This is a genomic window from Paraburkholderia sp. RL17-380-BIE-A (genome assembly GCF_046028085.1).
GTDB lineage: Bacteria > Pseudomonadota > Gammaproteobacteria > Burkholderiales > Burkholderiaceae > Paraburkholderia.
On record NZ_JARESQ010000012.1, the window covers coordinates 145380 to 171350 of the forward strand.

The 25971-nt window shown below is 62.2% G+C and carries 23 protein-coding genes; 16 read left to right on the forward strand and 7 right to left on the reverse strand.

Annotation, left to right across the window (positions count from 1 at the left end; genetic code table 11):
* Positions 1–44: 44 nt before the first annotated feature.
* Complete coding sequence (locus P0D68_RS21270; protein WP_408299526.1) at positions 45–449, reverse strand: hypothetical protein; 405 nt, start codon at positions 447–449, stop codon at positions 45–47.
* Between the two features lie 416 nt (positions 450–865).
* Between P0D68_RS21270 and P0D68_RS21275 the strand changes: the two genes are divergently transcribed.
* The 3 genes from P0D68_RS21275 to P0D68_RS21285 all read left to right on the forward strand — a co-directional run bounded on the left by P0D68_RS21275 (position 866) and on the right by P0D68_RS21285 (position 3200).
* Positions 866–1363, forward strand: a complete 498-nt coding sequence (locus P0D68_RS21275) for a response regulator (RefSeq protein ID WP_408299528.1) — start codon at positions 866–868, stop codon at positions 1361–1363.
* 152 nt (positions 1364–1515) lie between these two features.
* Complete coding sequence (locus P0D68_RS21280) at positions 1516–2442, forward strand: ABC transporter ATP-binding protein (RefSeq protein ID WP_091802997.1); 927 nt, start codon at positions 1516–1518, stop codon at positions 2440–2442.
* A complete protein-coding gene (locus tag P0D68_RS21285; RefSeq protein ID WP_408299530.1) occupies positions 2439–3200 on the forward strand; it encodes an ABC transporter permease in 762 nt (253 codons plus the stop codon). The genes P0D68_RS21280 and P0D68_RS21285 overlap by 4 nt, the downstream gene beginning before the upstream one ends.
* 65 nt (positions 3201–3265) lie before the next feature.
* Here the strand turns inward: P0D68_RS21285 and P0D68_RS21290 are convergent, their stop codons facing one another.
* Positions 3266–4267 (reverse strand): helix-turn-helix transcriptional regulator, encoded by a 1002-nt coding sequence (locus P0D68_RS21290; RefSeq protein WP_408299532.1) that lies wholly within the window; start codon positions 4265–4267, stop codon positions 3266–3268.
* A gap of 181 nt (positions 4268–4448) precedes the next feature.
* Between P0D68_RS21290 and P0D68_RS21295 the strand changes: the two genes are divergently transcribed.
* From P0D68_RS21295 to P0D68_RS21310, 4 genes are all read left to right on the forward strand, one after another.
* Entirely contained in the window at positions 4449–5372 is a 924-nt protein-coding gene (locus P0D68_RS21295) for an AraC family transcriptional regulator (protein WP_408299534.1), read from the forward strand.
* 486 nt (positions 5373–5858) lie between these two features.
* Positions 5859–6284, forward strand: a complete 426-nt coding sequence (locus P0D68_RS21300; protein ID WP_408299536.1) for a DUF3830 family protein — start codon at positions 5859–5861, stop codon at positions 6282–6284.
* Positions 6285–6534: 250 nt separating this feature from the next.
* Entirely contained in the window at positions 6535–7755 is a 1221-nt protein-coding gene (locus tag P0D68_RS21305; protein WP_408186986.1) for a sensor histidine kinase, read from the forward strand.
* Between the two features lie 429 nt (positions 7756–8184).
* Positions 8185–11919 carry a YadA-like family protein gene (locus tag P0D68_RS21310; RefSeq protein WP_408299539.1) on the forward strand — a complete coding sequence of 1245 codons (3735 nt, stop codon included), beginning with the start codon at positions 8185–8187 and terminating at the stop codon, positions 11917–11919.
* 111 nt (positions 11920–12030) lie between these two features.
* On the opposite strand, the gene P0D68_RS21315 is transcribed toward P0D68_RS21310, so the two are convergent.
* The 3 genes from P0D68_RS21315 to shiA all read right to left on the reverse strand — a co-directional run bounded on the left by P0D68_RS21315 (position 12031) and on the right by shiA (position 15247).
* Positions 12031–12159, reverse strand: coding sequence for an MFS transporter small subunit (locus P0D68_RS21315; RefSeq protein ID WP_408299541.1), 129 nt, complete (start codon positions 12157–12159; stop codon positions 12031–12033).
* Between the two features lie 10 nt (positions 12160–12169).
* Positions 12170–13573 (reverse strand): L-lactate MFS transporter, encoded by a 1404-nt coding sequence (locus P0D68_RS21320; RefSeq protein ID WP_408299543.1) that lies wholly within the window; start codon positions 13571–13573, stop codon positions 12170–12172.
* A 351-nt stretch (positions 13574–13924) separates the two neighbouring features.
* Positions 13925–15247: a shikimate transporter gene (gene shiA / locus P0D68_RS21325; RefSeq protein WP_408299545.1), complete on the reverse strand. Its 1323-nt coding sequence runs from the start codon at positions 15245–15247 to the stop codon at positions 13925–13927.
* Between the two features lie 360 nt (positions 15248–15607).
* Here shiA and P0D68_RS21330 point away from each other — a divergent pair, with 360 nt between their 5' ends.
* The 6 genes from P0D68_RS21330 to P0D68_RS21355 all read left to right on the forward strand — a co-directional run bounded on the left by P0D68_RS21330 (position 15608) and on the right by P0D68_RS21355 (position 20163).
* Entirely contained in the window at positions 15608–15829 is a 222-nt protein-coding gene (locus P0D68_RS21330; RefSeq protein WP_408299547.1) for a hypothetical protein, read from the forward strand.
* Positions 15807–16526, forward strand: coding sequence for a GntR family transcriptional regulator (locus P0D68_RS21335; protein WP_011491078.1), 720 nt, complete (start codon positions 15807–15809; stop codon positions 16524–16526). Before P0D68_RS21330 ends, P0D68_RS21335 begins: the two co-directional genes overlap by 23 nt.
* A 352-nt stretch (positions 16527–16878) precedes the next feature.
* On the forward strand, positions 16879–17064 hold the full coding sequence (locus P0D68_RS21340; RefSeq protein WP_408299549.1) for a hypothetical protein: 186 nt from the start codon (positions 16879–16881) through the stop codon (positions 17062–17064).
* 24 nt (positions 17065–17088) lie between these two features.
* Positions 17089–18336 carry a formyl-CoA transferase gene (gene frc, locus P0D68_RS21345; RefSeq protein WP_408182360.1) on the forward strand — a complete coding sequence of 416 codons (1248 nt, stop codon included), beginning with the start codon at positions 17089–17091 and terminating at the stop codon, positions 18334–18336.
* Positions 18337–18363: 27 nt separating this feature from the next.
* Positions 18364–19182, forward strand: a complete 819-nt coding sequence (locus tag P0D68_RS21350; protein WP_408299551.1) for a fumarylacetoacetate hydrolase family protein — start codon at positions 18364–18366, stop codon at positions 19180–19182.
* 63 nt (positions 19183–19245) lie between these two features.
* Complete coding sequence (locus tag P0D68_RS21355; RefSeq protein WP_408299553.1) at positions 19246–20163, forward strand: NAD(P)(+) transhydrogenase (Re/Si-specific) subunit beta; 918 nt, start codon at positions 19246–19248, stop codon at positions 20161–20163.
* 62 nt (positions 20164–20225) lie between these two features.
* Here the strand turns inward: P0D68_RS21355 and P0D68_RS21360 are convergent, their stop codons facing one another.
* Both P0D68_RS21360 and P0D68_RS21365 read right to left on the reverse strand, forming a co-directional pair.
* Complete coding sequence (locus tag P0D68_RS21360; protein WP_408299555.1) at positions 20226–20531, reverse strand: hypothetical protein; 306 nt, start codon at positions 20529–20531, stop codon at positions 20226–20228.
* A 96-nt stretch (positions 20532–20627) separates the two neighbouring features.
* Positions 20628–21575: a LysR family transcriptional regulator gene (locus P0D68_RS21365; protein ID WP_091802961.1), complete on the reverse strand. Its 948-nt coding sequence runs from the start codon at positions 21573–21575 to the stop codon at positions 20628–20630.
* A 407-nt stretch (positions 21576–21982) separates the two neighbouring features.
* Between P0D68_RS21365 and oxlT the strand changes: the two genes are divergently transcribed.
* The 3 genes from oxlT (at position 21983) to P0D68_RS21380 (ending at position 25872) form a co-directional block, all read left to right on the forward strand.
* Positions 21983–23326: an oxalate/formate MFS antiporter gene (gene oxlT / locus P0D68_RS21370; protein ID WP_091802959.1), complete on the forward strand. Its 1344-nt coding sequence runs from the start codon at positions 21983–21985 to the stop codon at positions 23324–23326.
* A gap of 30 nt (positions 23327–23356) precedes the next feature.
* Positions 23357–24340 carry a LysR family transcriptional regulator gene (locus P0D68_RS21375; protein ID WP_408299557.1) on the forward strand — a complete coding sequence of 328 codons (984 nt, stop codon included), beginning with the start codon at positions 23357–23359 and terminating at the stop codon, positions 24338–24340.
* Between the two features lie 80 nt (positions 24341–24420).
* Positions 24421–25872: an aldehyde dehydrogenase family protein gene (locus tag P0D68_RS21380; RefSeq protein ID WP_408182395.1), complete on the forward strand. Its 1452-nt coding sequence runs from the start codon at positions 24421–24423 to the stop codon at positions 25870–25872.
* Positions 25873–25971 lie beyond the last annotated feature (99 nt).

Genomic DNA, 25971 nt, shown 5'->3' on the forward strand with positions numbered 1-25971 from the left:
CACATCGAACTCAGCAACTCAAAGCATACACGGCCCGTATCGTATTACTGGCCGTTTTGCATCGTGCCGCCCGCCCCATTGTTCATGCCATTGCCGGTACCGCTCCGGGTGCCGTTGCTCATACCGTTGTTCATGCCGCCTTTATTCATGCCGCTATTGGAACGGTTCATCGACGGGCTATTCGGTGACGCGCCAGTACCCGTGCCCACGCCGCCGCCGGTGCCCGTCACGCCAGGCGTGCCGTAGCCCGAATCGCTCGGGCTCTTCATCGATCCATTGCCGACACCGGGCGTTGCGGTCCCGCCCGCGCCACCCGTAGTGCCGCCGCCGGCACCTACGCCGGTGCCTCCACCGCCCGTACCGCCGGCTCCGCCCGCCTGTGCGTAAGCTCCGCCAGACAATGCCATTACGAGCGCCGAAGCAAAAACCATCTTGGTAACGTGTTTCATGTTGACCTCCATAAAGTCAGTTTGATGTCACGCAAGCGCTTGTCGCTCACATGCATGGACTGCCGCAAGCGGTGTGCCTCGCTTGAGGAAGCTCGCATTAACGCGAACGACACGGCAGCATGCAGAAATTCGAGCATGGGCCGTTCCCGGATCGATGCCGCGAATGATGAAAAGGTAGGTATCCAAAGCAATGGGAATAGTTACCTTGAATCGCACGGGGAGGGGCGCTGCGTCCAGTAAAAGCGGCCGATGCTTGCGCCTTCGGCGGAGGTTGGCGGCGAAGGGCAATCGCAGGATTGTGAAGGCAGATGACGCGTGTTAGAGTCCGAGGCGCCTGATCGGCAGCACCACAACCACCAGTAAAAACGCGGGCCGGCACATCGCGCCGTCCGCGCAAAAACGATTAAGGACGCCGTATGGAAACGCCAGGCGCAACGCCTCTCGTCCCGCCAGGTCAGGACGACGTGCAGAACACGCTGCGCGACAACGGTGCCGGCATCGTCGCGGCTACCGTCTCGCCTGTCTCCAGCGAGCGGCCGGCGCTGCGTCTGCTGCTGGTGGACGACAGCGTGGACGCCGCCACGGCGATGTCGATGCTGTTCGAGGCGGACGGCTACGACGTGCGGGTCGCGCACGAGGCCAATCATGCGCTCGAGCTTGCGGCGCAGTTCGAACCCGAGATCGTGCTGCTCGATCTCGGCTTGCCCGGCATGGACGGGCTTCAGCTCGCCGAGGAGATGCGCAAGCGCGCGTCCACCGCCAATGCGCTGCTGATCGCCGTGACGGGCTATGGGCAGGCAGCCGACCGCCAGCGTTCGCGTGAGGCGGGCTTCGACCACCATCTGGTCAAGCCGGTGTCGTGCGAAGAAATTCAGCGTGTGATTACCAGCCGCTTCCCCGGCGGACAGCGCTAGGCGCACATCCTTCCCCGTCTCGACCCTACGTATTTCCGGTGCGGCGCTGCACTGCGCTGCACGCTTTCGCACTTTCCATTACATTGCGGGTGCGGTGGCGCTTTAACACCGCTCCCTCTAATTAAACAACGGTGTCTGCCATCGTCGATTCCATGCAGCCAATCGTCTCGGTCACGAACCTGTCGAAAACCTATGCGACCGGTTTTCATGCGCTTAAAAACATCAATCTCGCGATCAACCGCGGGGAAATCTTCGCTTTGCTCGGCCCGAACGGTGCCGGCAAAACAACCCTGATCAGCATCATCTGCGGGATCGTCAACGCGAGCGTTGGCAGCGTGACGGTGGACGGCCGCGATATCGCGACCGACTATCGGGGCGCGCGCTCGCTGATCGGCCTCGTGCCGCAGGAGCTGACCACCGACTCCTTCGAAACCGTCTGGGCGACCGTCTCGTTCAGCCGTGGACTGTTCGGCAAGCCGAAAAACCCGGCGTACATCGAAAAGGTGTTGCGCGACCTGTCGTTGTGGGAAAAGCGCGATAGCAAGATCATCACGCTCTCGGGCGGCATGAAACGCCGGGTGCTGATCGCCAAGGCGCTTTCGCACGAGCCGCGCGTGCTGTTCCTCGACGAACCGACTGCCGGCGTGGACGTGGAGTTGCGCCGCGACATGTGGAAGCTGGTGCGCTCGCTCGCGGCGAGCGGCGTGACGATCATTCTGACCACCCACTATATCGACGAGGCCGAGGAAATGGCCGACCGCATTGGCGTGATCAGCGGCGGCGAAATCATGCTGGTCGAAGAGAAAACGGAGTTGATGCGCAAGCTCGGCAAAAAGCAGTTGACGCTGCAACTGGAGAGCCCGCTCGCGCAAGTGCCGGACTCGCTCGCCGGCTATGGGCTCGACGTCGCGAAGGGCGGCAACGAGCTGATCTACACGTATGAGGGGGAGGGCGGGCGCACCGACATCATCGCGCTGCTCAAGGCGCTCGACGACGCCGGCATTCGCTTCAAGGACCTGCACACCACGCAAAGTTCGCTCGAAGACATTTTCGTCAGTCTGCTCCGAGGTGACCAATGAATCTCTACGCCATTCGCGCGATCTACAAGTTCGAGATGGCGCGCACCTGGCGCACGCTGATGCAGAGCATCATCGCGCCGGTGATTTCGACTTCGCTTTACTTTGTCGTGTTCGGCGCGGCGATCGGCTCGCGCATCAAGGAAGTGGACGGGATCAGTTACGGCGCGTTCATCGTGCCGGGTTTGATCATGCTGTCGCTGCTGTCGCAAAGCATTTCGAATGCGTCGTTCGGGATTTACTTTCCGCGCTTTACCGGCACGATCTACGAATTGTTGTCGGCGCCGGTGTCGTATCTGGAAATCGTGGTGAGCTACGTGGGTGCCGCGGCCACCAAATCGATTCTGCTCGGGCTGATCATTCTCGCTACCGCGGGATTGTTCGTGCCATTGCAGGTGCAGCATCCGTTCTGGATGATCCTGTTTCTCGTGCTTACGGCGGTCACGTTCAGCCTGCTCGGTTTTATCATCGGCATCTGGGCGGATAGCTTCGAGAAGCTGCAACTCGTGCCGCTCCTGATCATCACGCCGCTCACTTTTCTCGGCGGGAGCTTCTACGCGGTCAATATGCTGCCGCCGTTCTGGAAGGTCGTGACGCTGTTCAATCCGATCGTCTATCTGGTGAGCGGATTCCGCTGGAGCTTCTATGGTCTCGCCGACGTGAATGTCGAAGTGAGTCTCGCCATGACCGCGTTGTTTCTGGCGGTGTTTCTGCTGATCGTTGCGTGGATCTTCAGGACGGGATATCGGCTCAAGAGCTAGCAGGGCGCACGCGAGCCGGCACCCCTGCGGGCATGCCGGCCACGGCGCGCTTTCCTGCCTGACTTCTACGTCACATAACCCTGCGCGACATTGATCAACTGCACGCGGTTGCGCACGTTGAACAGTTGCCGTAAACGGCGCAGGTGGTAATCGACGTTATGCGGCGACAGCCCGAGGAAATAGGCGATCTCCTTGTCCCGCTGACCCTGCACGACCGCCCGCAGCACCGCATGCTGCAATTCGCTCAGCATGACGCGCTGCTGCTGCGCGGGCGCGATGCCGATCACACTTTTCGCGTGCGTCCAGATGAATTCGTGGATCGTGTGCGCGAACATCAACGTTTCGGCCACGATCGATTCGGTCATCCAGCGCGGATTGCCGATCTCCGAGTTGAAGCACAAGCTAGCGCTCAGCTCCGGCTCGGGCAGCGGCATTTGCGTGAGGATCCCGCTTTTGCGCCCGGTCGCCTCAAGCAGGTCGATCAGGCCGCCGAGCCGTTCGCTGCGCATTTGCGCACGCGGCAGATCGGCGCGCATGTCCGCCGTATTCCAGAGAAACGGCAGGCCGGTCGGCGAGGCGAGCGCGACGCGCGGGTCGAGTTCGAAATAACGCTCGCGAAAGTAGCGCGTGAGCCAACTCTGCGACTCGTAGCTGGTCAGCACGAACATCGTCTTGTGATGCGCCGACGTGCGCGTGGCCGAATAGCTGAACGAGTCGAATCCGAGTTGCCTGATGCGCTGCCGCACGAACTCGATGCGGTCCTGCGCGCTTCCAAAGCGCACCAGCGGACTGATGACCGGCGCGGCGCGCCGGGCGGCGGGTGAGGGCGTGCCGATTTCCTCCTCGGTGAAGAGCGTGAGAAAGCCTGTGGGCGCGATGCCTGTTGCGGTGCGGTTAGGTGCCCTGGATGCTTCAGCCGCGTGGGCTGATTTCTCGGGTTGCCGCGTGCCGGCCGGGTAGGCCGGTTGTGCGGCAACCGCCGAGTTGTAAGCTGCCGACGCGTGCCCGGCTTCACCTTGCGGCGAGCCGGTCAGCCAGTGCGGCAGCGTATCGCATTCATGTTCCATTAAACGGTAGCTCCAGCGTTCGAAACGCGTGAAAGACGACAACCTGAATGATTAGCTATTTCCAAAAATTACGGTAGCCGGTTCCTTGCTATCATTTTTGAGTTCTTGCTCTGATGGCGGACTGGCAACACGGGTATGGCAGGGTTCACTCTTCATATGCACCTCCCTGGGAATGGACGTGATGGCACGAATTCCAAAGCTGACTACGACGCTTGCCTACGATCGCTACATGGCGGGCGAGAAACTGGTCTCGAGCGTGGATCGCCCGTGGCGCCACCTCGTGCTGCGCTCGTATCTCGAACCGGCCGAGCAGGAACTGCTGGAAGCGCCCGGCTTGCAAGACCTCACGCTGATGACACTCGCGAGCGGCGCCGAGCACCTCGAGCGCAACCTGAACGGGCGCTGGGAGAGCGCCGATCTGCGGGTGGGCGACGTCTGGTTCGTGCCGCCCGCGCCGATCTCGTGGCGCTGGCGCTCGATCAGCGATGAGCCGCTGTCGACCGTCCATTTGCACATCGAGCGCAGCCTGATCGACAGCGTCGCCGATCAGATGGAGCTTGGCGGCTCCCGCGAGCTGTCGCTCGGCGACGCGATGCAGTTTCGTGATCCGCTGGTTGCCGCGATGCTTGCCGCATTGCATCGCGCCGCGGCGGATCCGGCCGACTCGCGTCTGTATGTCGATGCGCTGGTCCACGCGCTTGCCGCGCACCTGTTGCAGCACTATTCACGCGGCCGCTCAACGTTGTCTGGATCGGAAACCGGATTGCCGGCGCCCCCGGAACGCCTCGTGCCGCGCCGGATTCGCCGTGTAACCGACTACATCCGCGCCAATCTGGCCGGGGATTTGTCGATCAGCGAACTGGCTGCCCAGGCGGGATTAAGCAGCTTTCATTTTGCGCGCGTGTTTCGCCGCGAGACCGGCGAGGCGCCGCATCAGTTCGTATCGCGACTGCGGCTCGAAGAAGCGGCGCGGCTGTTGCGTGCGACCGATCACACCGTGCTGCAGATTGCAATTGCGGTTGGTTTCGAGAATGCCAGTCATTTCTCCGTGCAGTTCAAGCGTGACTACGGCGTGACGCCGCTCGCTTACCGGCTGCGTGGCTGAAATACGGATTGCGCGGCCGGAAGTGGCCGGCTGGTCAGCAGGCAGTGGCGAGACGGCGGCAGAGGGTTCAAGCTAGCCGGACGAGGATTCGCTAAGCCTCGCCGCTTTCGCCGCCAGACGCGCTGTCGTACTGTCTGTCGTACTGTCACCGAAGTCGAACCGACTTGGATCGCTGCGAGGGACAATGCGACGGGCCGCCTTGGGGGAATCACGCACCTTGCGCAGTGTGCTGCGCATTGCGCGGCTTGCAAACTACGAACTTTCGTGGCGGACTTGCGGTTCGACCTGGCACGGCTATGCCGTCAAGGCGTGGCGGCCACGAATTGAACAAGCTCGTCGCACTGGTCCAACTGGCCTGACCGGCAAAATGTCAACTGTATCTGTCGAAGCCTTGCACCGGACGACAGAATGGTGCGCCTGCGGCCTGGCCTGTGCCTCGCGTCTGACCGACCATTCCATTCAACCCGTCACACTGGACAACTGGCGATGACCCGACTCCGAATCACCTCCTGCGGCCATGTCTTTACCGCTGAAACCCATCCGGACGCGCCGCATACCGTGGCCGCCTTCCTGAAGCTTCTGCCGTACCGCCAGAAGATCATCCACGTGCGCTGGAGCGGCGAAGGCTGCTGGGTGCCGCTCGGCGACTTCAAGCTCGAAAACGACGGCGTGGCGGTCGGCTTCGAGAATCACACGAGCCATCCGTCGGTCGGCGACATTCTGTTCTACCCCGGCGGCTACAGCGAGACCGAGATCATTCTCGCGTACGGTTCGTGCTGCTTCGCGAGCAAGATGGGCCAGCTCGCGGGCAATCACTTCCTGACCATTGTCGAAGGCAAGGAAAAACTGCGCGAGCTCGGCACCAAGGTGTTGTGGGAAGGCGCGCAGGACGTACTGTTCGAAAAGATCTGACGCGGCGGTGCGGTGTCCCGCAAGGCGACTTGCGTTGGGGCACTAGTGCAGACGCGTCCTAACCCTGGTTAATTTTTGTTCCGTAAATCGCGCATACTGGAGGCGTCCGGGCGGCTTGCGAAGCGCTCCCCCTGTGCCTCCTGAGCGCGGTTGCCCAGTCCCTGCGGTCGCGTTGGATATGCCGAGGAAGTCCTCCTGGCGGTGGCGCGGAACACCTATTTTCGCCGCCACGCGGCGCCAGGTCTCCCACATGACGGACTCGCACGTACTGCCGCTGACCGCTCTTGCCGCACAGTTGCGTCTGCAACAGGTCGATCTGACCGAACGTTGGATGAAGGCCGTCTTTCACGACGCCGAATTGACCGAATCCGACCGGCTGACCTACGAGCAACTGGCCGATCACATCCCGAACATCCTCGAGGAAATCTGCAGCGTGCTGGAGCGCCAGGATCTCGACCACGCTGAAGGCGCGATCGAGCGCGACGCGCGCCTGCACGGCAAATTGCGCTGGAAGCAGGGCTACCGGATCGACGAACTGGTGCGCGAGCTCGATCTGTTCCGGCAGATGCTGACCGGCGCGATCGTCGAATTCAGCGAATCCCGGCCGTATTTCACGCGGCGTCACGAGGAGCGGGCGCGGTATTTCGTCGACGAAGCCGTCAGCTTCGTCACGCTGACCTCGATTCGCGAGGTCGTCAGCGAGCGTGACCGGAAAATCGACGACTACACCGGGCGCCTCGAGCGCGCCAATCACGAGTTGACGCTCAAGCAGCGGCTGGTCGGCGATCTGTACGAGTCACGCATGCAGATCACGCGCAGCGTCGTGCACGATCTGCGCAACTTTCTCAACGTGTTTTCGATGGCGCTGCAACTGATCAGCCGCGCGCCGTCCCGCGTCGACACCGCGCTCGCGCTCGCGAACCGTCAGGCCGCCGACATGAAAACGCTGGTAGACGAACTGGTCGAATATTCAGTCGTGCTCGGCGATAACAGTCCGCTCGTGGTGGAGAGCTTCGCGCTGCGCGAGTTGTTCGACGAACTGGTGATCTCGTGCGAACCCGCGATCGAAGCGAAAGGGCTGCGGCTTCAGACGGCCTTCGACGGCGCCCTGCAGGTGGTCGTGTCCAACCGCCTCAAACTCAAGCAGGTTGCGCTGAACCTGCTGACCAACGCGACCAAATATACCAAGGCGGGCCTGATCGAATTCAGCATGACGGCCGCGCAGGACGACCGCTGGCGCCTGCGCGTGTCGGACACGGGCGTGGGCATCGAGGCATCGGACCGGGAGCGCGTGTTCAAGGAATTCGAGCGCGCCGCCGCCGACGACATTCCCGGCGCCGGTCTGGGTCTCGCGATCGTCAAGGAACTGTGCCGGGTGCTGGAGGGCGAGATTCGTTTCGACTCGCATGAAGGCAAGGGGACGATCTTCGATATCACCTTTCCGATGCGCTTGCAGGCGACGGGCGGCTGACAGGTCTATCTGGATACGGCGTGCTCCGCTGTATCAGTTCTTGCATCTTCCAATGTGGTTCTCTTGTATGACTTTCGTTCAGTCACCGAGCGTAGACTGATTCGGTCGATGTTCGCCCGCGTGAAAGCCGGCTAGCCGCGATTCGCATTTATCCAGAGCACTGTTTTCAGACAGTTTGGAATTGCGTCTTAGAAAAGACTAAAAACAGTCTGCACTATTTAAGACATTTGGCATTTTGCGTCTTAAATCGGCTATGTCGTTTTTCTAATATAAGCTAAAAAATAGCTTTGCAAGGTATATTTGTGTCCCGTGGCTTTGCGACGAGGCGAAGCGCGATGCCATCTTAAGTTTCTATTGGTTCTGGCTAAATAGTTAGGATCACATAAGAAAAAACTATTGTTTGATTCTTCAATAAGAAGAGTGGGAGGTATGTTGAATAAATCTTATAAGACCGTCTGGAATGCAACGACCCGCACATACGCAGCCGCGTCAGAGGTGACGAAAAGCCGTGGTGCAAAAGGGGTGTCGGTACGCGGGTCGCTGGTGGCCGCGAGTGCGGGGCTGCTGAGTGCGTTGGCGTTTTCGCAACCCGCAGCGGCCGGGGAATGCGAGTCATCGGAACAGCACTGTCTGAGCGTCGCGCAGGCGCTGGCGGCCGGTGTCGCCGTGCCGGACAAAGACGACGCGGCGAAGCCCGCGGACATGGTGGCCGCAATCACGAATGCGAGCGTGTTCACCGGCAATCCGGCACTCGACACGGCGTCGGCGCCATCGTCGGCGGCATCCCTTGCCAGTTCGGACCGGACCGGCTTGCTCGGGGCGAGCGTGCCTACACCGGTGACCGACTATATCGCCGTGAGTCCGAACGTCGTTCTGGGCGCGCGCACCAGTGCGTCGACCGACCTGAACGCCATGGCGATCGGCCCAACGGCCGCTGCAACCGGCTTCAACGCATTGGCCGTCGGTTCGGCCTCGATTGCCGGATCCGACGCTTCGACCGCGGTCGGCTCGGCGGCGGGTGTCGCTTCGGTGAATTCGACCGCCGTCGGTGCGTCGGCCATCGTGGGCGCTCTTTCCAATAACTCGGTGGCGGTGGGTTACAACTCCCGCGCAGGCGCCATGAATACGATAGCGCTCGGCTCCTTCGCGAGCGCCGTGTCGAGCGGGTCCGTGGCCATTGGCTACAACGCCTTCATCAACCCGTCCTCGACGAGTTCGATCGTGATCGGCTCGAACGCGTCGGCGAGCGCCAAGGGCTCGGTCGCGCTCGGCGCCGATTCGATTGCCGACCGCGCCAATGTCGTTTCGGTGGGCAGCATTACGCAAGGCCGTCAGATTACCTATGTCGCGGCCGGCACGCGGCCCACCGACGCGGCCAACGTCGGTCAGCTCTCAGGCGTGGCCGAAGCGCTCGGCGGCGGCGCGCAAGTCGATCCGAACGGCGCGGTGGTCGCGCCTGCGTACACCGTCGGCGGGACGACCTACCACGACGTGGGCGCGGCCCTCGCGGCGGTGGTGACAAATAGCGCCGCCGGCGGTGCCGACGCGCTGCGTTACGACACCCCGGCGCATGACGTTGCGACGCTCGGCAACAAAGTCACGCCGGTAAAGCTCACCAATGTCGCGGCCGGCACCTTGAGCGCAGCCAGTTCGGACGCCGTGACCGGCGCGCAACTCTACGGCACCAATCAGGCGGTCGCGCAAAACACGACTGACATCACCAACATCTCCAGCAACGTCACGAACATTAGTAACGGCAAGGCGGGGCTGCTTCAGCAAGACGCTGTCTCGCGCGATCTGTCCGTGGCGAAGGGCACGGACGGCAAGCACGTCGACTTCACCGGATTGACGGGGGCGCGCGAGTTGGTCGGCGTGGCGGCGGGTACGACCGCGGGCTCGGCGGTGAATCTGGCGCAGCTCAGTCCGGTCGTGGCGTCGCTTGGCGGCGGCGCAACGGTGAACGCGAACGGTTCGGTGGCCGGTCCCACGTATCACGTGCAAGCGGGCACGCAGACCACGGTCGGCAGCGCGCTGAGTTCGCTCGACACCGGGCTTTCGTCGTTGCAGTCGCAGATCAGCGGCGGCACGGTCGGCCTCGTCACGCAGAATGCCGCATCTCACGACATTCTGATCGGCGCGTCCACGACCGGCACGCGGGTCAGCGTGGCGGGTTCGGCGGGAAATCGCGTGATCACCGGCGTGGCGGCTGGTGCGGTTGGCGCGGCCAGCAGCGACACGGTCAATGGCGCGCAACTTTATGCGAACACCGCTAACACGGCGGCCGCGCTGGGCGGCGGATCGACCGTCAATCCGGATGGCTCGCTCAAGAGGCCGGCTTACAGCATCGGCGGAAGCACCTACAACGACGTGGGGGCCGCGCTCGCGGCCGCCGTCACGACCAGTGTCCAGGCAGGCGCCGATTCCGTTCAGTACGATTCGGCGGCACACGACATCATCACGTTGGGCAAGGGCGTCGCGCCGGTTCGGCTCACCAACGTGCGCGCCGCTAATCTCGATGCCGGCAGTTCGGACGCCGTCAACGGCGCGCAACTGTTCGCCACCAATCAGGCCGTCGCGCAGAACAGCGTCAGCATCACGAACCTCGACCAGCGCGTGACGGATAACACGACGAACATCAGCAGCCTTGACCAGCGCGTCACCGCGAACACGACGAACATCAGCCATCTCGACCAGCGCACCACCACGATCGAAGGCGACGTGACCAACATCACGAACCAGATCACGAACGGCGAGATCGGGCTCGTTCAGCAGGATCAGGCGTCGCGCAATCTCACCGTGGCGAAAGATACGGACGGCGCGCGCGTCGATTTCACCGGCACCGGCGGCGCGCGCGAGCTGACGGGGATTGCGGCGGGCACCACGGACGCATCCGCGGTCAATCTCGGCCAGTTCAAGCCGATGGTGGCCGCATTGGGCGGCGGCGCGCAGATCAACGCCGACGGTTCGCTGACCGGCCCCAGCTATCACATGCAAGGCGGCACGCAAACCACGGTCGGCGACGCGCTCGGCTCGCTCGACAATGGTCTCAGCACGTTGCAGCAGAACATGGAAAACGGCGGCATCGGCATGGTCACGCAGGATCCGGTGTCGCGCGATATCAAGGTGGGCGCGACGACGAACGGCAATCTGATCAACATGGCCGGCACGGCAGGCAATCGGGTCGTCACAGGCGTGGCGCGAGGATCGGTCAGTTCGACGAGCAGCGACGCGGTGAATGGCGCGCAACTGTATGCGCAGGCGGCGAGCACGGCAGTGGCGCTGGGCGGCGGAGCGACGGTCAACGCGGACGGTTCGGTAACGGCGCCTTCGTATAGCGTGGGCGGCAAGGTAGTGAACAACGTCGGCAGCGCGATTACCAACCTGGATGGCCGCGTCACCCAAAACAGCAGCGATATCGCCGGTTTGCAAACTACCATTGGCAACCTCAACGGGGCGGTCGCGAATGCGGTGCAGTACGACGGTTCGGCGCACGACAGGATCACGCTCGGCGGCACGGCGGCCAATGCGCCGAAGGTACAGCTGACCAATCTGAAGGACGCCAATCTATCGGCCACCAGCACTGACGCCGTGACCGGTGCGCAGCTCTGGAATACCAACCACGATGTGAGCACGCTGAACCAGTTGGTCCAGTCCGTGCGGAACAATCAGACTACCGGCACTCCCTATGTTTCCGTGAACAGCGCCGGCAGCGCGGCGCAGGCGATCGGCAACGGGTCTGTGGCGATCGGCGGCGGCGCCAAAGCGTCGGCGCCGAACTCGGTGGCGATCGGCGAGGGTTCGGTGGCCGACGTGACGAACACGGTTTCCGTGGGCTCATCCGGCAGCGAGCGCCGCATCACCAACGTCGCACCGGGCCAGGCGCCCACGGATGCGGTGAATATGCAGCAGTTCCAGGGCGGCTTGAGCGACATGGCGCGCAGTGCCTACTCCGGCACGGCCTCGGCGCTGGCGTTGACCTCGATTCCTGAAGTCGATTCCAGCAAGAACCTCGCAATCGGAGTCGGCACGGCCGGTTACAAGGGGTATCAGGCGGTGGCCGTGGGGCTGTCGGCGCGCGTCACGCAGAGTCTGAAGGTGAAGCTCGGCGCGGGCATCAGTTCCGCCACGACCGCAGTCACGGCCGGTGCGGCATATCAGTGGTAGAGCGAAGGCGGGAGATCGGCGCGTTCGAAATGCGCCGGTAGACAGGCCGCGAGCCAGGCTCGCGGCGCGCACCCCGCCGTCTGAACGCGCGGGGTGCTGAACGACAGGCCGTTACTGGAACAGCTTCATCGCCTGCGAGAGCGTATTGACCACGCCCCATGCCAGCGGAAGGCTCACATAAAGCCAGAACACGGCGAGTTTGACCTTGCTGGTCTGATTCACTGCTTGAACGGTCGACATGGGAATCTCCTTATGCGCCTTTGGCGAGTTGAGCGTCGGTCATGTGGTGCTTGTCGTCCACACGCTTGACCAGCAGGTTGCAGACGAAGCCGACCACCAGCAGCACGGCCATGATATGAACGGTCATCGTGTAGGCGTCCGCCTTGGCGACGCCGTGCGCGACTTCATAGGCGCGAATGTAGTTCACCAGCACCGGACCGGCGACACCCGCCGCAGCCCACGCCGTCAGCAGACGCCCGTGAATGCCGCCGACGAACGCCGTGCCGAACATGTCGGCGAGATAGGCCGGCACGGTGGCGAAGCCGCCACCGTACATTGTCAGGATCACGCAGTAGGCGAGCACGAAGAGGGCGATCTGACCGGATGCGGCGAAACCCGGCACGAGGTAGTACAGCACCGCGCCGAGCGCGAAGAAGATGAAGTACGTGTTCTTGCGGCCGATCCAGTCGGACGCCGACGCCCAGACAAACCGGCCACCCATATTGAACAGCGACAGAAGACCCACGAAGCCGGCCGCCGCGGCCGCCGTCACCGTGTTTTTGAAGCTTTCCTGAATCATCACCGAAGCCTGGCCGAGAATGCCGATGCCGGCCGTCACGTTCAGGAACAGCACGAGCCAGATCAGATAGAACTGCGGCGTCTTCAGCGCCTGGTCGATATGCACGTGGTTACGCGAGATCATCTTGTTCTGACTCGTCGCGGCGGGCGTCCAGCCGGCCGGTTTCCAGCCCGCCGGCGGCACGCGGATCGCCAGTGCGCCGATCGTCATCGAGATGAAGTACGCAATGCCGAGCACGACGAACGTCTCGGCCACACCGATGCTGGTGGCGCTGCGGAAGTGGTTCATCAGCGCCACGGACAACGGCGCGGCGATCATCGCGCCGCCGCCGAAGCCCATGATCGCCATGCCCGTCGCCATCCCGCGGCGGTCCGGGAACCAGCGGATCAGCGTGGACACCGGCGACACATAACCGAGTCCCAGCCCGATTCCGCCGATCACGCCGTAGCCGAGGTAGAGCAGGACGATCTGATGCAGATACACGCCGAGCGAGGAGACGAGGAAGCCGCCGCCGAAGCAGCATGCGGCGGTAAACATCGTGCGGCGCGGGCCGACGCGTTCGAGCCACTTGCCGGCAAAGGCCGCCGACAAACCGAGGAACACGATCGCCAGCGAAAAGATCCAGCCGAGGGAGGTCAGCGACCAGTCATCCGCACCGGATTGCGTGATGCCGATGACTTTGGTCAGCGGACCATTGAACACGGAGAACGCATACGCCTGGCCAATACAGAGATGGACGGCGAGTGCCGCGGGCGGGACCATCCAACGCGAAAAGCCGGGTTTCGCAACGGTGGCCTGTTTGGAAAAGAACGGGGCAGAGCCTGAATTGCCGCTCGGCTCGGTGATGCTGCTCATGGTCGGTCTCCGGTGACGAATTAGTTGTTATCGGCGCCTCGTACACTTTGCTTTAGGCGTCGCGGCGTAAGGTCCACGAACTCGGAGCCGTCAATATATGTATTTGACTTGCATATGACGTGTTGAAGTCCGCGACAAAAATCGCATCGTCGAACGATAGGCGGCGATCATGGCCTTTGCAATATGAGACGCAAAGACATAAGGTGTTTGCCTGGTGAAACACGACCGTAATCTGTCGAATCGCGGCGCCGCGGCGCAAAAGGGCGGGACAAACTACCGGTCATTCCAAACGAAACGGGCCGGCAGTGGCATCTTTCGCCACGCCGGCCCGCTTTGGCGGAGTTACCGCATTCAGGCGATGGTGCGCCCGGTTTTCATTTTGGCGGCTACGAGCACCGAGATCAGACAGCCGATAGCCAGATAAGCGGCCACGGGATGCCACGAGCCACCGGCAAAGCTGACCAGCGCGACCGCAATGAACGGCGTGAAGCCGCCGCCGACCACGCTCGCCACCTGATAGCCCACACCCGCGCCGCTGTAGCGATACTCGGTGCCGAACAGTTCGGTGAACATGGGCTGCTGCACGCTCACCACCATGTCGTGCGCGACGTTGGCGAGCATGACGGCGAAGACCACGATCCACAGCGTCGAGCGCGCTTCGAGCGCGAGGAAGAACGGCACCGCGCTCAGCATGCCGATCACCGCGCCGACGATATACACGCGGCGGCGGCCGAAACGGTCCGCCAGCGCGGCGAAGCACGGGATCGTCACGCAGCTCAGCGCGCCGACCAGCAGACCGATGGTCAGGAAGAATTCGCGCGGCATGTGCAGATTTGCCGTCGAGTAGTTCAGCGCGAATGCGGTCACGATGTACATCGTGAACAACTCGGCAAGACGCAGCGCGATGATCAGCAGGAACGCCTTCGGATGCCGCAGCAATGCTTCGACAATCGGCAGGCGCACGCTACGTTCACCGTGCTTGCCGACTTTCTCGACGAACTCCTTCGACTCTTCCATGCTCGAGCGGATCCATAGCGCGATCAGCACCAGCACCACGCTGAACAGGAAGGGCAGGCGCCAGCCCCAGCTCAGGAACGACGCGTTATCCATCGAACGGCTGATCAGCGCGACCAATCCGGTCGAGAGCACGAGGCCCACACCATAACCGACCTGCACGCCGCTGCTATAGAACGCTTTCTTCTTTTCCGGGGCGCTTTCGACCGCCATCAGCGCCGCGCCGCCCCATTCGCCGCCCACCGCGAAGCCCTGGATCGCGCGCAACGTCACGAGGAGCACCGGCGCCAACCAGCCGATGCTGGAGAAAGACGGCAGCAGGCCGATCGCGGCGGTCGACAGGCCCATCATCATGACCGTGAGCACGAGCATGCGCTTGCGTCCGAGCCGATCGCCGAAGTGCCCGAACACGAAGCCGCCGAGCGGACGGAACAGAAAGCCGACGCCGAAGGTGGCGAACGCGGCGAGGGTGCCCATCGCCGGGCTGACTTTGGGGAAAAACTCGGCATTGAAAACGAGCGCGGCGACGATGCCATACAACAGGAAGTCATACCAGTCGACCACGGCGCCGACGAAGCTGCCGAGCGCCGCCTTGCGGGCCTGGCTGCGCGCCTTGCGGTTGTCGGCCATGGCGGCCGTCGGGATGGTGGTGCTCGTCATAGTGTCTCCTCGAAACTCTCTGGCTGCTGGAATCGCTTGCCCGCAGGGTAGCGTGGCGGTTCGCGATCGATTGCAGGATGCCCGAAGATTAATGATGCGAAGGCGATCCCACAATCCACATCTGATCAATAATGCGCGATTATCGTACGCTTGTGCGCGAATAGCGCGCGTTTTGCGCGTTTACACCGAGCGCCGCCCCTTCAGCCGCTGCAATGAAGCGTCTGAAGGCAGGCCGTGCTACCTTGAGGTTTCAGTCTCGAAAAACAACAGTTACTGATATACTACATACGGAATATTGATTTTTGCGGCATTGCAGCATATGATTGAGTCATTCCTTCACTCAATCATTCGGAGTTACAAATGGAATTTGTTCCTCTTTCGCTGCTTTCCGTTTCTGTCGTGGGTTTGGGCGCTGCGGCCACTGTACTGTTGACTCGCTGGGTTCCTCAACCGGTTGCGCAGCTTGCAGCGCAACATGGCCGCTTCGTGGGTTTGGGCGAGCAACGCGGCGCAGCAATGCCGGCGCCGTACCGTGCGCATGTTCAACAAGAGGCGATGAATGTCGTCAGAACTTCAAACTGAAGCAGTGGCCACACCGCTCACGTTGTCATTGCAGCCGATCGGCGCGAGCGCGAGCTTGCGCGATCAGGCGTATGCCATGCTCCGCCAGGCGATTGCCGACGCGGACATCTATCAGAACCGCGAAGAAATCCGGCTCGACGAGCGCGTGCTGAGCGAGTCGCTCGGCGTCAGCCGCACGCCGGTGCGCGAGGCTATGACGCTGCTCGAGCAGGAAGGTTTTTTGCGCATGGTGCCGCGGCGCGGCATCTACATCGTGCGCAAGAGCAAGCGTGAAATCGTCGAAATGATCCAGATGTGGGCGGCGCTCGAAAGCATGGCGGCGCGTCTTGCCACGCTGCACGCCACGGACGAGGAAATTGCCCGGCTGCGCCACATGTTCGACAACTTCCGCGACGCGACGCCGGCCGAGCACATCGCTGAGTACTCGGATGCGAACATCGCGTTTCACCAGGCGATCGTCGAGTTGTCCAAGTCGCAGATCATTCTCGACACGATCAAGAACATCTTCATCCACGTGCGGGCGATCCGCCGCATGACCATTTCGCAGAGCGACCGCGCATCGCGTTCGATCGTCGATCATCTGCGCATCATCGAGGCGCTGGAGCAGCGGGATACCGAACTGGCCGAGCGCCTCACGCGGCAGCATTCGTTGGATCTCGCCGCGTTTGTCGAGGCGAATTGCGATTTTCTGGATTAACGGCTGCTTGGGCGGCGTTTGATTGGCAGGCTGGATAGGGAGCCCGCGGTGGAAACACCGCGGGCTTTTTTTTTCGCCAGACCGAAATGCCGTCAGGCCGTCGAGGTGCGGGATAAACCTCGCTTGACGGTCTTAAAAATATGGTATGTGATATATCAAACGAGTCAAGTAAAGCAAAGACCTTGGTGTTTTCCCTCGACTTGGCGCCTGCAAGTTTGCCGTTTCTCCGTGGTGCGCCAGTCTGAGTAAGCCTAAGGAGGAGAAATCGCACCGAGGCGGCATCTAGAAATCAAGCTTGATTGAATCTGATATATCACATACCGTATGTGTCGAAGGTGACTAGGAGGCGACTATGTCCGCAGTTGTTTCACCCCTGATTTCAGCGACGCGCAGCGCAAAGGCCGAACAGGCGCTCAAACAGAAGGCGCGCCCGGCCGGCGAGGGCACGTTCGGCATGACCGCGTTCGATGTGGCACCCGCCCATTGCGACCCGCGCGACCATGCGCCGGATACCAAAAACCAAACCATGTGCAAATAAGACGCGCCCTTCAGGAGACAGGACATGAGCAAAGCACTCGACGGCGTGCGCATTCTCGACTTCACGCATGTGCAATCCGGACCGACCTGCACGCAGCTGCTCGCGTGGTTCGGTGCGGACGTGATCAAGGTGGAGCGGGCGGGCGCGGGCGACATCACGCGTGAGCAGTTGCGCGACATTCCGGACGTGGACAGCCTCTACTTCACGATGCTTAACCACAACAAGCGCTCGGTCACGATCGATACGAAGAACCCCGAAGGCAAGCAGGTGCTCGAAGCATTGATTCAGAAATGCGACGTACTGGTGGAAAACTTCGCGCCGGGCGCGCTCGATCGCATGGGCTTCACGTGGGAGCGGATTCAGGAATTGAATCCGCGCATGATCGTCGCTTCGGTGAAGGGCTTCGGCCCCGGGCCCTACGAAGACTGCAAGGTCTACGAGAATGTCGCGCAATGCGCGGGCGGCGCGGCGTCGACCACCGGCTTCGACGACGGTCCGCCGGTCGTGACGGGCGCGCAGATCGGCGACAGTGGCACCGGCTTGCATCTGGCGCTCGGCATCGTCACGGCGCTCTATCAGCGCACGCACACCGGACGCGGCCAGCGCGTCCTCGCCGCGATGCAGGACGGCGTACTGAACCTGTGCCGCGTGAAGCTGCGCGACCAGCAGCGGCTCGAACGCACCGGCACGATGAAAGAGTACCCGCAATATCCGAATGGACAGTTCGGCGAAGCAGTGCCGCGCGCGGGCAACGCATCGGGCGGCGGTCAGCCAGGTTGGATCCTGAAGTGCAAAGGCTGGGAGACGGACCCCAACGCGTATATCTACTTCATCACGCAGGCGCCGGTGTGGGCGAAGATCTGCAACGTGATCGGCAAGGAAGAGTGGGCGACGGATCCCGATTACGCGACGCCGGCCGCGCGCCTGCCGCACTTGAAGGATATCTTCGCGGAGATCGAACGCTGGACCATGACCAAGACCAAGTTCGAGGCCATGCAGATTCTCAACAAGTACGACATTCCGTGCGGACCGATTCTGTCGATGAAGGAAATCGCCGAAGAGCCTTCGCTGCGCAAAACCGGCACGATCGTCGAAGTGGATCACCCGACTCGCGGCAAATATCTGACGGTTGGCAATCCTATCAAACTGTCCGACAGCCCGACCGAGGTGACGCGTTCTCCGCTGCTCGGCGAGCATACCGACGAGGTCATGGCCGAACTCGGCTATTCGCCCGAGCAGGTCAGCGCACTGCGCACTGCCGGCGCGATCTAGACGATTCAAGCTAACAGGGAGCAACGAATGGATACGTGGATGCGATTCATGTCGAGCGACGGCGGCGTCGTGTTCGGCCGTGTGGAGGGGGGCTATCTGCACGAGTATGAAAGTCTCGATCAGCCGGTGCCGACCGGCGCCGTGCTCTCGACGCGCGCGCTCGCCCCGATCGCGCCGTGCGCGCCGGGCAAGATCGTCGCGCTGTGGAACAACTATTACGCGCTGGCGGCGAAGCTCGACAAGCCCGTGCCCGCGCATCCGCTCTTCCTGCTGAAGCCGGCGGGTTCGGTAATCGGCGCGGGTGAGCCGATCCGCAGGCCGCTCAGCTACACGGGCAAGATCGTCTATGAGGGCGAGCTCGGCATTGTGATCGGACGGCGCTGCCGGGACGCGAGCGTCGAAGAGGCCGCCGAAGCGATCTTCGGCTACACGCTGGTGAACGACGTCACCGCTGCCGATCTGCTGAACGAGAATCCGCACTTTCCGCAATGGTGCCGTGCGAAGGGCTTCGATACGTTTTGCTGTATCGGGCCGGCGATCGTCTCCGGTTTCGACTGGCAGCGCGCACGTCTTGTCACGACACTCGACGGCGTGGAGCGGCAGAATTATCCGCTCGCCGACATGGTTTTCTCGCCGGCCGAGCAGGTGAGTCTGATCTCGCAGGATCTCACGCTCGAACCGGGCGATGTGATTGCGTGCGGCACCTCGGTGGGCGTGGGGTCGATCAAGGACGGCGCGACGGTGTCGATCACGGTCGACGGGATCGGCACGCTGAGCAATACCTTGAGCGCCGCGCGCGCGGTTGCTGTGGCCGGCACGGAGCCAGTCGCGTCGAGCGCCGTCTGAACGGTTGGCTGACTTCGCCATGCATGGGCACGTGCCCATGCTTTCCGACTCGGAGGAGCACGCATGCCGCTAGCGTATGACAGTACCGTGTGGTGTTCGCTGGCGGGTTTATTTGCCTCCGTGTTGGCCGTCGCGCTTGCCGCAGTCGGGCAACTGCAGTTCGAACGGCGAGCGAAGCGTCGGCCTGACTGGCACGTCGGCGCGTTGGCCGCCGCACTCGCGGCGCTTCTCGCTGCGGGCATGGGCGCGAGCGACGGCACGGTTGGCGCCGCGGTGGCGGGCGCGGTGCTCGGCGCGCGACTGGCGCACGGACGCAACTTGACGCGGCGGCCGCGACTCGTCGCCCTGTTGGGCAGTGGCATGGGGCTCGCTGTCATGTCGGGTGGTTTTGCGCGTTATCTGTCGTCGGCGGCGCAGGCGAGCGTGGAGCGTGGTGGACTCTGTGTCGCCGTGTTCATCGGCGCGCTGATTTTTGCCACCTCGACGATTGCGTTCTGCAAACTGCGCGGTGTATTGGACTTCGCCGCGGTGGCGCGTCCTGGTCACGATGTCGTCAATCTGCTTGCGCTGCTGCTGTGCGCCTGGCTCGGCTACGGTTTCGTCACCGAACAGGCGCAGCCATTCGGACTGGCCGCGCTACTCGCGATGAGCGCGGTGGCTTGTGCAATGGGTGTGCATCTGATGACCAGCCGCGAGTATTCCAATGCGCGCGAGCAGGGCCACGATTCAGGCGCGCTCGCATTTGCCGCGCGTTGCCACAGCCATAGTGCGACCACGCACAAACGCGGGCTGCTGGAGCGAATCGAATGGCACGGCGGCGAAGAGCAGGCGTGGACGCTGCCCGATGTAACGCGAGCCGACCTGCGCACGGCAGCATATCCGCGCTGTCGAAGCGAACGGCATAGCGTGAACGGGGATGGGCGAAAGCGCGCGTGCGCCCACCATCGTTCGACTTGCGCCACCACGCGGCGTGCCTCATGAACGCACGCACCTGTCTGGCGACAAGCGCGACGCGTAGCGGGATCGAAATCCCGCCGACGCTCTCAGTCGCCCGTCGCCGTGAATTCGCTGAAGTACTGCGACTTCTTGTGCAGAATCAGTTGAGCGAGGAAGTCGGTATCGTAGGCACGATGGAGATGGGCGTGAAACCGCTCGATGTAGGCGGTGATGCGGGCCGCTTCACTGTTGAATTCCTTGAGCACGTCGAGCGTGGCGCGATCCCAGCGAAAACGCAGGCCGAGGTCGCTGAAAGCGGCGTTGTACGCGCTCAGGTGGGCATCGTCGGGATGGATCGCAGCGGCGCGGGCAAGGTGCGCGCTGGTATGGGATTCAACCGAAGCGTGATTCATGATCGGCCTCCTGGGCTGACGAGTGAGGGAACTCGCTTGCAGCATAGAAGTCCTGATGAATTTTCAATAGTTAAAGTTTTATTGCTTCTCCATAGCCTACTGCTTATACACGCTCAATTCCCTGACGCGCGTGATCTTCTCGATCAGATTCGCGCCTTCTTCCATGAGGAAGCGCTTGAAGGCGACCGCTACCGGCGGCAGGCGCTTGTTCTTGCGGTGCACCACGTACCAGTTGAGCATGACCGGAAAGCTCTCGACATCGAGCACGACCAGATGACCGAGTTGCAGTTCGAGGCTGATCGTATGCGCGGACAGAAAGGCGATGCCCATGCCCGCGATCACGGCCTGCTTGATCGTCTCGGTGCTCTTGATCTCCATGGCGATCTTGAGGTTGGCAAGGCGCCCGGCGAAACCTTCTTCCATCGAATTCCATGTGTCCGAGCCGCGTTCCCGCACGATGAAGGCTTCATTCGCCAACTGGCCGATCTTGATGTTGCGCTTATGCGCGAGCGGATGCGTGGGCGCCGCCACGATCACGTACGGGTGCGGCGCGAACGGCTCGTTGGTCGCGTCGGTTTCGTGGGGCGGCCGCACCATCACCGCGAGATCGGTCTGGTTGGTAGCGAGCTGATGCAGCAGTTCCTCACGGTTGTGCACGGCGAGATTGAGCACGACACCCGAATAGCGGCGCGTGAATTCGGCCAGCAGTCGCGGAAAGAAGTAGTCGCCCGCGCTGATCACCGCGACGTTCAGCTTGCCGCCGGAGACGCCCTTGAGCTGACTCATCGCCTCGTCGACTTCGTGGAATTGCTGGATGATCGCGCGGCTGTAGTGAAGCATTTCGGTGCCCGCCGGCGTCAGATAGATTTTTTTGCCGAGTTGTTCGAACAGCGGCAGCCCGGCATGTTCTTCGAGTTGCCGGACCTGAGTGGAGACGGCCGGCTGCGTGAGATGCAATTCCTCGGCGGCGCGCGAGAAGCTCAGGTGGCGCGCCACCGTTTCGAAGACCTTCAGTTGTCGCAGAGTCGCATTTCGCATCGTCATGGCCGATGTATAAGCAAACGTGAATCAACATAATAACAAACTTTAATTATTAGTAATTCAGCAATGACCCTAGCATGACTCTGTATAAGAAAGCGGAAATGCCGCCAGAGCGGTGGGTGAAGTACTCGGGTTAACGCTTGGATTTCAGGCCTTATGGACCGGCGGCGACAGCCTCGTCGCAATGCGAAGTTTTAATTGATCGGAATAAAGTATTTTCAGAATTCGATGAATTAAGCGGGTGGATTTTTAAAGCAACGGATTAAAGACGCAAATATCAGATATTCCCGGGAGCACGGCTTTTCGGGGCGCAACCATAAGGTGGGATGTATACAGTCCGGCGCGTCATCGAAGGGACTTCCATCGGGACGTTGGTCGGCTGCACTAAATAAATAGTGGAGACAAGGCTCATGGACGAATTCACTCAGCAGACCAAGGCCCGGGTGTTTTGGGCGAACCGTTGGTGGCAACTCGTCATCGGCATGGTGTGCATGGCACTGGTCGCCAATCTTCAATACGCCTGGACATTGTTCGTCACCCCAATGAACGCGCGGCATCACTGGGGCGAAGCGTCGATTCAACTTGCGTTTGCAATCTTCATTCTGACTGAGACGTGGCTCGTGCCGCTCGAAGGCTGGCTGGTCGACCGGTTCGGGCCTCGGCCCGTGGTCGCGGGCGGAGCGATATGCGCGGGCATTGCATGGGTGATGAACTCATATGCCACGACCTTGCCGATGCTGTATGTCTCCGCGGTCATCGCCGGGATCGGCGCGGGCGGCGTGTACGGCACATGCGTGGGCAATGCGTTGAAATGGTTTCCCGACCGGCGCGGTCTTGCCGCGGGTCTCACGGCAGCGGGCTTCGGCGCGGGCGCGGCGGTGACGGTGATTCCGATTGCCAACATGATCACGCGTTCGGGCTATGAGCACACGTTCTTCTTCTTCGGCATTCTGCAAGGCGGATGCATTCTGGCACTCGCACTCCTGTTGAAGAAACCGAACCTGCGCCAGCAACCCGCGCCGAAGAAAAAGTTCGCCGTCTCGAAGGTGGACTTCACGCCGGGTCAGATGATCAAAACGCCGGTGTTCTGGGTAATTTACGTCTCGTTCGTGGCGGTGGCCGCGGGCGGTCTGATGGCCACCGCGCAGATCGGTCCGATCGCGAAAGACTGGGGCCTCGCACGCATTCCGATGACGATCTTCGGTATGACCTTGCCGCTTCTGACCGCCACGCTTTCCATCGACAACGTCTGCAACGGTTTTACGCGTCCGTTGTGCGGCTTCATCTCCGACAAGCTCGGCCGTGAAAACACCATGTTCGTGATCTTTATCGGCGAGGGTTTGGCGTTGCTCGGCTTGATGCAGTACGGCACCAACCCGTATGCGTTCATGACGTTCGCCGCGTTGATCTTCCTCTTCTGGGGCGAAATCTTCTCGATCTTCCCGGCGATCTGTGCCGATACCTTCGGCAGCAAGTATGCGGCGGCCAATGCGGGTACCTTGTACACCGCGAAGGGCACGGCTTCGCTGCTGGTGCCGATTGCTTCAGTGCTGTCGGCGACGGGCGGCTGGAGTCTCGTCTTCATCGTCTCCGCCGTCGTGACGATCGCCGCGGGCATCTCCGCGAAGTTCATACTCGCCCCGATGCGCTCACGCTGGATCGAAACGCACAATGAGCCTCAGGGTGTGCTGGCGGTTGCCGGCACGGGCAAGGCCTCGCGGCTGAGTCACTGGCCTGAGCAGACAGGAGAATAGGGTGAGCGGCCCGCGCCCGGCAGTGACGTCATGAATGTATCGTTGCAGCAACTCAAGGTGTTCGTCGCCGTTGCGCGTGAGCGGAGTTTCACGCGCGCGGCGCGTGAGTTCGAGTTGACGCAATCGGCGGTGAGCCGTTGTATCCGCGAACTCGAAGAAGCGGTCGAACTTAAACTATTCGACCGCACTACCCGCCAGGTCGAACTGACTCATGCGGGTGCGAGTCTCGAACGAAGGATTGGCCGGCTGCTCGATGAAATCGACCTGACGCTGCGTGAAGAGCGAGCCGCTTACGACGGGCATACCGGCGTGGTGGTGCTGGCGAGCAATCCGGTGTTGTCGTCGAGCTGGGTGGCCCAAGGGCTCGCACGATGCGCGGCGGCTTTTCCCGAACTGATCGTCTCCGTCAGGGATCAGCCGCAAAGCGGTGTGCTCGCGAGCGTCGAGCAAGGCGAAGTGGACTTCGGCGTGGTCTCGCTCGCCGAGCCGCTCGCCGGCGATCTGTTGCACGCGCAAGTCGTTTTCACGACCCCGCTCCACGCGGTGATGCCGCCCGCGCATCCGCTTGCACGCCATGCGACCGTTGCGTGGAGCGCGTTGCACGAATGGGCGCTCGTTACGCTGAATGCCGATACGGGTGTGCGCGCGGCGCTCGAACTCGCCTTCAATACGAACGGCGTGAAGCGCCGGCCGGTGCAGGAGTTCGGGCATGTCGCGGCAGTGTTGCGCATGGTCGAACTGGGGCTCGGCGTCGGCATATTACCCATCGACGCGCATTGGCCCGCAGTGGGCCCGTCACTCGTTAGCCGGCCGCTCGAACCAGGGATGAATCTGACGACGCTGCTCGTGCATCGCCGCAACCGTTCGCTGAGGCCCAACGTCGCGGCGGCGTGGGCACAGTTTTCCGCGCCAGCCGGCGCGCCTTTAGACGCCGCCGACGCTCAGCCATCCATTTCTTCAATGCGAACGGGGATGACCGTTGCGCGCGACGGCGCCGTACTCCACGAGCCCTAGTCAGCCCTCATCCCAAACCGGTTCGCAAGCATTCAGCCCATGCAACATCTCAGCCAGCATCTCAAGCAAGGAGCTTCATGATGGAAACTGAAACCGACCTCAGGCGCCATGATCTGCTTATCGACGGCAAGCGCTTGCCGCCCGGCACCGGCGAATATTCCGTCGACATCAACCCCGCCACCGAAGAGCCGATCGCACTGGTTGCGCAAGGCAGTTCCGCCGACGTGGACACGGCAGTGCACGCGGCGCGTGCCGCATTGAAAGTATGGAACGCGATACGAACCGCTGAGCGCGGCCGCATTCTGATGCGGTTCGCCGCGCTGATGCGCGCGAATCTCGAAGAACTGGCCGCGCTCGAGAGCCTCGACGCCGGCAAGCCGATCGCCGCGGTCATGCGCCAGGACATTCCGGCCGCGATCGATACGCTCGAATACTACGCAGGCTGGTGCGACAAGATCAACGGCCAGGTCGTGCCGGTGCGCCCCGATGCATTGACATACACGTTGCGTGAACCCGTCGGCGTGGTCGCCGCGATCGTGCCGTGGAATTTCCCGCTGATGATCGGCATGTGGAAGATCGCGCCTGCGCTGGCGTGTGGCTGTACGCTGATCGTCAAACCCGCTGAGATTACGCCGCTGAGCGCATTGCGCATCGGCGAACTGGCACTCGAAGCGGGCGTGCCGCCGGGTGTGTTGAATATCGTCACGGGCAAGGGACGCGTGGTCGGCGATGCGCTGGTCGCGCATCCGGGCGTCGACAAGGTGACGTTCACGGGTTCGCCTTCCGTGGGGCGCGGCATTCTGCAAGGCGCGGCCGGCAACTTCAAGCGCGTCACACTGGAACTCGGCGGTAAATCGGCCAACCTGATTTTTCCGGATGCCAATCTCGACAATGCGGTGCGCGCCGCGGCGGCGGGGATCTTCTTCAACACCGGCCAGGTGTGCTCGGCGGGCTCGCGCATTCTCGCCCATCGCGATGTGTACGACGAAGTGGTCGAGCGCCTCGCCGCTCGCGCGAAGTCGATCAAGGTCGGCGATCCGTCGGCGCGAGATACGTCCATGGGGCCGCTCATCTCCGCGGCGCAAATGAAGACGGTGTTGGGCTATGTCGAAACAGGGCGCTCCGAAGGTGCGTCGCTTGTGACCGGCGGCGCGCGAGTGGGCGAGCGCGGCTTCTTTGTCGAGCCGACTGTCTTCGCCAACGTCGAGCATGAGATGCGCATTTCGCAGGAGGAGATATTCGGTCCCGTGGCGAGCGTAATTCGATTCAACGACGAAGCCGACGCGATACGGATCGCCAACGGCACGCTGTATAGCCTCGCCGCGGGCGTGTGGAGCGCGGATATCGGCCGCGTGCATCGGGTTGCGCGCGATCTGAAGGCGGGCACCGTGTGGATCAACACTTACGGCTACACCGATGTGCGCCTGCCGTGGGGAGGCTCCGGCGACTCCGGGTTCGGCCGCGAACACGGCGACGTCGCGATTGAAAACTTCACCGAGCCTAAAGCCGTGTGGCTCGCTATCGACCAGTAGCGACCAGTAGCGACCAGTAGCGACCAGTGGTAACAAGTGGTCGCTAAAGGAAAGAGGATCGAACGCGCGTGGCGTTCGATCCTCTTTTGCTTGCAGTCG